Origin of the sequence: Streptomyces sp. WM4235 (assembly GCF_001279725.1) — a bacterium.
GTDB lineage: Bacteria > Actinomycetota > Actinomycetes > Streptomycetales > Streptomycetaceae > Streptomyces.
Genome location: NZ_LGDE01000078.1, coordinates 1 through 6,203 on the forward strand (window position 1 = coordinate 1; position 6,203 = coordinate 6,203).

Consider the following 6,203-nt stretch of genomic DNA (forward strand, 5'->3'; position numbering starts at 1 on the left):
GAGGGCGAGGGCACGCGGGGGAGGATGGGGGCCATGGACACGCTGACCGGTCTTCTCGAAGGGCCCAAGGCCCGGGGCGCCTTCCTCCTCAAGTCCGTCCTCAATCCGCCGTGGTCCCTGCGCGTGGAGGACCGGGCCCCGCTCTCGGTGATGACGCTGACCCGGGGCACGGCCTGGTTGCTGCCCGACGACGGCGAACCCGTCGCGATCGGGCCCGGCGACCTGGTGGTCGTCCGGGGGCCGGTGCCGTACACGGTCGCGGACGCGCCGGACACCCCGGTACAGGTCACCGTCGGTCCGGACCAGCGGTGCAACACCGAGGCGGGCGAGGACGTCACCGACACCATGGCGCTGGGCGTGCGCACGTGGGGCGAGGTGCTGCGGGACGCCGACTCGGCGGTGCTGCTCAGCGGCACCTACCAGGCGCCGAGCGAGATCGGGCGGAGGCTGCTGAGCGCGCTGCCGACGGTGCTGGTCCGGCCGGCGGGGGCCGCGGACGCCACCTTGATCGAGCTGCTGGCCTCCGAGATCTCCCGGGACGAGCCGGGGCAGGAGATCGTCCTCGACCGGCTGTTGGACCTGCTGCTGATCGGAGTGCTGCGGGCCTGGCTCGCCGATCCGGGATCGGGGTCCCCGGCCTGGTACCGGGCGCAGGGCGATCCGGTCGTCGGGCCTGCCCTGCGGTTGCTGCACGAGAGCCCGGCGCACGGCTGGACGGTCGAGGAGCTGGCGCTGAAGGCCGGGGTGTCCCGGGCCTCGCTGGCCCGCCGCTTCACGGAGCTCGTCGGGGAGCCGCCCGTCGCGTATCTGACGGGCTGGCGGATCGCGTTGGCGGCGGACCTGCTGCGCGACCCGGAGGCCACGGTGGCGACGGTGGCCCGCCGGGTCGGCTACGGGAGCGCGTTCGCGTTGTCCACGGCCTTCAAGCGGGTACGGGGGGTGAGCCCGCAGGAGTTCCGTGCCGGGAAGGCCGCGGCGGTCGAGGCTCCGAAGGACGCTCGGGGCCCGCTGACCGTGGTGCTCCGTGGGTAGCGGCGGCCCAAGGAGTCCTCGGGGCTTCGGAGCCCCGGCCCCGCCCTCGACCCCGTCCCCGGCCTCACGCGCCCGCGTCAGAGGGTGAGGACGCCGACCCGCTGGGTGCCGCTCAGTTCGCCCGTGGTCGTGAAGCCCAGACCGAGGTAGAAGGGCTCGGGGGTGTGCTCGCCCGGGTTCCAGGTGACGTACGCGCGGGTGCCGCCGAGGCCGCGGATCTCCTCGGAGACGGCCCTGACCGCGAACCGTCCGTATCCCCGGCCCTGGTGTTCGGCGGAGATGTTCAGGCGCCAGATGCCGGAGCGGCGGTCGGTCCCGCCGCCGTTCCAGGAGAAGTCGAGGAAGGCCATGACGAAGCCGACCACTTCCTCCGCCCCGTCGTCCCGGCGGTCCACGATGGCCCGCGGCCAGGCGCTCGTCCCGTACACGTAGGCCTCCGCCAACGATTTCAGGACAGGTGACACAAGGTGCTCCTGATGCGGGTGAAGGCGAATCGCGCACACCGCGTCGAAGTTTTCCGGGGTGACCGGCACCAGGCGGGGAGTTGAGCTGTTCATCGTCTCAGCCTACTTTCCGCCAGGGTGATGATCGACGAAACGGTGATGCTGTAAGAAGTAAGTGCGGACCACTCCTCCACTTCCTTGCTTCCCGGACTTTCCGTACTTTCCGTACTTCCCGACGAAAGGCTGTCGTTGATACCCGAACGGATCCTCGTGACGGGCGCCACCGGCTTCGTCGGATTCCATGTGACGGCCCGTCTGACGGCCGCCGTGGGCGCCCCGGACGGACGGACCGGCCCGGAAGGACCGGTCCGTCCCGCGCTGCGGTTGCTCACCCACCGGCGGGCTCTCCCGGGGCACGCGGGTGGGGCGCCGGCCGGGGTCGAGACGGTGACCGGCGATCTGACGGATCCGGCGTCCCTGCGCGGCATCTGCGAGGGCGTCACCACGGTCGTCCACCTCGCGGCCAGGATCGGCGGCACCGAGGAGGAGTGCCGGACGGTCAACACCGGGGGCACCCGCGCCCTGCTGGCCGAGGCCGCGCGGGCCGGCGTACGGCGCTTCGTGCACCTCGGCACCGCCGCCGTCTACCGCGACGAACCACACCGGGGCGAGGCCGAGGGGCTGTTGGCCGAGGAACCGGTCTCCGCGACCAGCGTCACCCGTCTGGAGGGCGAGCGCCTGGTCCTCGCCGCCGGGGGGGTCGTGGTGCGGCCCCACCTGGTCTACGGACGCGGTGACACCTGGATGGTCCCCGCGTTGGTCGACCTGATGGGGCGCTTGCCGTACTGGGTGGACGGGGGACGCGCGCGGCTCTCGATGATCTCCGCGGACGCGCTGGCGGACGCGCTGGTCGACCTGGCCCGGCTGCCCGGACGGCTCGCGGGACAGGTCCTGCACGCCTGCCACCCGGAGCCGGTGAGCGCCCGGGAACTGGTCACCACCGTGGGGGAGGCCCTCGGGGTGCCCCTGCCGGAACGGGACGTCACCCTGGAGGAGGCCTGCGCACGGCTGAGTGCGGCGGGCGACCCGGTCACCCGCCGCAGGATCTCGCTGCTGGCGGTCGATCACTGGTACGACGGCAGCCGCTTGTGGAAGCTGGTCGGGGCGGAGCCCGGACCGGGGCTGCCGGAGGGGTTCGCCGGGTACGCGCCGTGGTACCGGGAGCACATGGGCGGATGAGCGCCACGGCTCCCGGCCGAGGAGGCCGGATCAGTCGGAGGCTATGGTTCCGGTGACGGTCGCCTCGAATATCCGGGCGTCGCCCTGGTGTCCGGTGACGTGCACGGTGCGGATGCCCGGGTTCATGGAGTGGGGGACCTCGGTGTCGATCCAGCACGGGGCGTCGAGTTCCGCGTAGTTGTGGAACGAGGACTCCACCGCCGTGGGTCTGAAGGAGCGGGCGTGGAGCGTCCCGCAGGCGGCCTGGCGGGCCGCCTCCACCAGGACCATGCCCGGGTGGTGGTCGTTGGCGTGCTCGAAGAGGATCGGGTGCGTCAGGTCCGGCGAGAGCAACCAGCGGCCGGGCCGGTCGCCCGGGGCGAGGACCACGTCGAAGGGCAACAACCGGCCCGCCTCCGCCGGCAGGATCGGCGCCGGACGCGGCGGGAGCTGCGCGGGAGCGGCCGTGGAGAGCCTGCCGTACTCGCCGCGCAGCCGGCGGTAGACCGCCGGGGGAACGAAACTGAAGAACCCGGAACCGGTGGCCGCGATCCGTCCCTCACGGCGGACGCTCACCTCCAGGAAGCCGGAGAACCGGTTGCCCTTCCAGCCGAAGTCCCGGCAGGTGGCGATGAGTTCCAGGTCGGTCGGGCCGACGCCGATCAGCAGCTGTTCCAGGTCGGCCTTGAAGCCCAGGCTCCACAGCAGCACGTTGTGCCCCAGGGGCACCCCGTACTCCGCGTGGCACAGTAAAAGGCCGGCCTGACGGACGGTCTCCCCCACTTGGACGAGGTCGTGTCCGGTACCGTCCGCGCTGATGAAGAAGGTGTGGGCCCGCGGCCACTGGCCGGTCAGCAGGAAGGTGTCGTCACCGATCCGTTCGTAGCCGGTCAGGAACACCTCCGCCACCGAGCTGCGATGCACGTACTCCCGGGGGACGGTGCTCGTGAGCCGGGGGAGTTCGTCACAGCGCGTCGTCCGCCGCACGCCGGCTTCCTTCATGGACGGCGCGGGGGTGTTGTTCTCGAACGTGAGCAGGGTCATGGACCTCTCCGCAGAGCCGAGTTGACGGATGGGACGAGCACTTGAAGTCGTAAGATACGTACTCTCCGGTTTTGTTTGCAAGGATGTTCTGGCCTCCACTTGGCGCAGATGTCGCTGCGGGGCCGATGTGAGGGTGCGAGTGTCACCGATTGGTTAAAACAAACCGGGCAGATGGTTCGATAGGCGCGGTGACAGCCTGTTCATTCTTGGCTGCTCAGCGAAGTTGATCCTGCGAGAGCGCGACCAACGCGAGAACTTCTCCCGCCACATGAGACGGACTTGACTGCCGTGGCCAGAAGGTCACGGTTTATTGTTTCCGTCTTGATAAAATACGAACCTTCTGGTTGGTTTTACCGGGGGGAGCGGAATCCCGAAGGGGTTCCGTCCGTGTGGGCCCGTGGACATCGGAGGCATCGTGGCACGTCAGGAGCGTGCAGTACGCACGCGTCGTGCGATCTTGGAAGCGGCGGCCTCGGTCTTCGACGAGCGCGGATATGAGGCTGCGACCATCGCGGACATCCTCACCCGCGCCGGAGTGACCAAGGGAGCGTTGTACTTCCACTTCTCGTCCAAGCAGGACTTGGCGCGAGGAGTCCTCGACGAGCAATTCGCCGAGGGGGGCGTACCACCGCGCCAGAGCAAGCTGCAGGAACTCGTCGACACGTCGATGGTGATGGCCCATCGCATGCAGCGCGACCCCATGCTGAGCGCCGGCGCGCGGCTCTCGCTCGGGCCCGACATGCGGGAGATCTTCGGAGGCGGATCGGTCCCCGGCTGGATCAAGGTGACCGAGGAGATGCTGATCCAGGCCAAGGCGCGCGGCGAGCTGCTGCCGCACGTCAACACGGCCGAGACGGCCTGGACCCTCTCCGCCTGCTGGACCGGGGTGCAGATCTACTCGCAGACGCTCGTCAACCGCGAGGACATCGAGCACCGGGTCTCGGTGCTCTTCGAGCACGTCTACCCGAGCATCGCGACGCCCGCGGTCCTGGCCCGGCTGGAGATGGGGCGGACCCGCGGGGCCGAGGTGGTGGCCGAGATGCGACGGTTGGAGGCCGCGGAGGTGGTCGGCGACCAGGTCGCCTCCTGACGCGCGCCGGCGCTTCTCGGGCACGGCTCCACCGAGGCGTCGGACCGTGCCTGCGAAGCTTTGTACTCCCCTGGGCAAACCGCCGAGGCGGTTTGTGGAGATCGCATGGTCAAGCAAGAGCGTGCTGCCCGCACGCGTGAGGTTCTGGTCCGCGCCGCCGCGGAGGTGTTCGTCGAGGAGGGTTTCGCCACGGCCTCGATCGGCGCGATCAGCAAACGGGCCGGCGTCAGTGCCGGCGGCCTGCACTTCCATTTCGGCAGCAAGACCGCCTTGGCCGAGGCGGTCGTGGACCGGGCCGCGGCATCCGTGCGCGTGATCACGGTCTCCCGGCTGGCGGGCGGAAACGCGCTCCAGGTGCTCGTCGACTCGACGCACGACCTGATGGCACTCCTCGCGCATGATCCCGTGGTCAGCGCGGGATTCGGGCTCTGCGTGGCGACCGGAACCGGCGACGACGCGGCAGTCGGCCCCTGCGGAGTGCGTCGTCAATGGCAGCGCTGGGTCGAGGCCATGTTCCGTGCCGCCGCCCGGAACGGGGAACTGGCCGACGGCGTCTCGGCGCAGGACGCGGCCGCCGCCGTGGTGGCGGCGATCGTCGGCTTCGAGGCCCTCGGGGCCGACGAGGGAGCGTGGCTCGCGGAGCCCTCGCTCGCCCGGTACTGGGCCCTGATGCTGCCCCGGATCGCCGCCGACGGCTCGCTCGGAGAGCTGCGCGCCGACGGCTCGGACACGATGTGCGTGGCCGGTGCCGCCCGAAGCGGTGCCCCCGACTAGAAAACTGAACGGTCCGTTCCGGTCTCTGAAGCACCCCTCAGGAAGGTTTCTGAGGGGTGTTTTTATGTGCCCCGGCGGCCCTCCAGAGCCCCAGATCCCAGGCAAATGCGCAGGTCAGATGCTGTTCTTGGGTGCCCGTGGCCCATGCTGTCAAGAAAAACGGCCCAGCCGGTTTGGTATTGACAAACCGCTGATGCTGTTTTTTGCTCATTCCGGTGAAAGTCGAGGGCTCATCCATGGACGAAGCAGGGGAGTACGGCGTGGACATCGATGTACTGGGCGCACTGGACGTGCGGGAGAACGGGATCTCCATCACGCCGACCGCGGCCAAACCCCGTCAGGTGCTCGCGCTCCTCGCGCTGCACGCCGACCAGACGGTCCCCGTCGCCGCGCTGATCGAGGAGCTGTGGGGCCAGCAACCGCCACGGAGCGCCCGCACCACGCTGCAGACGTACATCCTCCAACTCCGTGCGCTCATCGCCACGGCCCTCGCCAACGGCGGGGACACCTCACGGTCTCCGAAGGATGTGTTGGTGACGTTGCCGGGGGGTTATTTGTTGTGTGGTGGTGGTGGGAGGAGTGATGTGCGGGAGTTTGAGCGG

7 protein-coding genes are annotated in these 6,203 nt (G+C 69.9%); 5 read left to right on the plus strand and 2 right to left on the minus strand.

Annotated features, from left to right (window positions below; all coding sequences use genetic code 11):
* The first annotated feature begins 33 nt into the window (after positions 1 to 33).
* Positions 34 to 1,032: an AraC family transcriptional regulator gene (locus ADK55_RS08540; protein ID WP_053676874.1), complete on the plus strand. Its 999-nt coding sequence runs from the start codon at positions 34 to 36 to the stop codon at positions 1,030 to 1,032.
* Positions 1,033 to 1,109: 77 nt separating this feature from the next.
* On the opposite strand, the gene ADK55_RS08545 is transcribed toward ADK55_RS08540, so the two are convergent.
* Positions 1,110 to 1,589: a GNAT family N-acetyltransferase gene (locus ADK55_RS08545; protein WP_053676875.1), complete on the minus strand. Its 480-nt coding sequence runs from the start codon at positions 1,587 to 1,589 to the stop codon at positions 1,110 to 1,112.
* 156 nt (positions 1,590 to 1,745) lie between these two features.
* Between ADK55_RS08545 and ADK55_RS08550 the strand changes: the two genes are divergently transcribed.
* Positions 1,746 to 2,714: an NAD-dependent epimerase/dehydratase family protein gene (locus ADK55_RS08550; RefSeq protein ID WP_159041323.1), complete on the plus strand. Its 969-nt coding sequence runs from the start codon at positions 1,746 to 1,748 to the stop codon at positions 2,712 to 2,714.
* Between the two features lie 30 nt (positions 2,715 to 2,744).
* Here ADK55_RS08550 and ADK55_RS08555 read toward each other — a convergent pair whose 3' ends face one another.
* The gene (locus tag ADK55_RS08555; protein WP_078998646.1) at positions 2,745 to 3,737 is read right to left on the minus strand and encodes a ScbA/BarX family gamma-butyrolactone biosynthesis protein; all 993 of its coding nucleotides are present in this window, start codon (positions 3,735 to 3,737) and stop codon (positions 2,745 to 2,747) included.
* A 415-nt stretch (positions 3,738 to 4,152) separates the two neighbouring features.
* Between ADK55_RS08555 and ADK55_RS08560 the strand changes: the two genes are divergently transcribed.
* From ADK55_RS08560 to ADK55_RS08570, 3 genes are all read left to right on the plus strand, one after another.
* Entirely contained in the window at positions 4,153 to 4,827 is a 675-nt protein-coding gene (locus ADK55_RS08560; protein WP_053676879.1) for a ScbR family autoregulator-binding transcription factor, read from the plus strand.
* A gap of 105 nt (positions 4,828 to 4,932) precedes the next feature.
* Positions 4,933 to 5,601, plus strand: a complete 669-nt coding sequence (locus ADK55_RS08565; protein WP_053676877.1) for a ScbR family autoregulator-binding transcription factor — start codon at positions 4,933 to 4,935, stop codon at positions 5,599 to 5,601.
* A 260-nt stretch (positions 5,602 to 5,861) separates the two neighbouring features.
* Positions 5,862 to 6,203: AfsR/SARP family transcriptional regulator (locus ADK55_RS08570; RefSeq protein ID WP_199826475.1), on the plus strand; the 342-nt coding region annotated here is incomplete at its 3' end.

Excerpts from the sequence above, each read along its gene's own strand:
- ADK55_RS08540 (WP_053676874.1), top strand. The coding sequence starts at position 34 with ATGGACACGCTGACCGGTCTTCTCGAAGGGCCCAAGGCCCGGGGCGCC.
- ADK55_RS08545 (WP_053676875.1), bottom strand. The coding sequence starts at position 1,589 with ATGAACAGCTCAACTCCCCGCCTGGTGCCGGTCACCCCGGAAAACTTC.
- ADK55_RS08555 (WP_078998646.1), bottom strand. The coding sequence starts at position 3,737 with ATGACCCTGCTCACGTTCGAGAACAACACCCCCGCGCCGTCCATGAAG.
- ADK55_RS08565 (WP_053676877.1), top strand. The coding sequence starts at position 4,933 with ATGGTCAAGCAAGAGCGTGCTGCCCGCACGCGTGAGGTTCTGGTCCGC.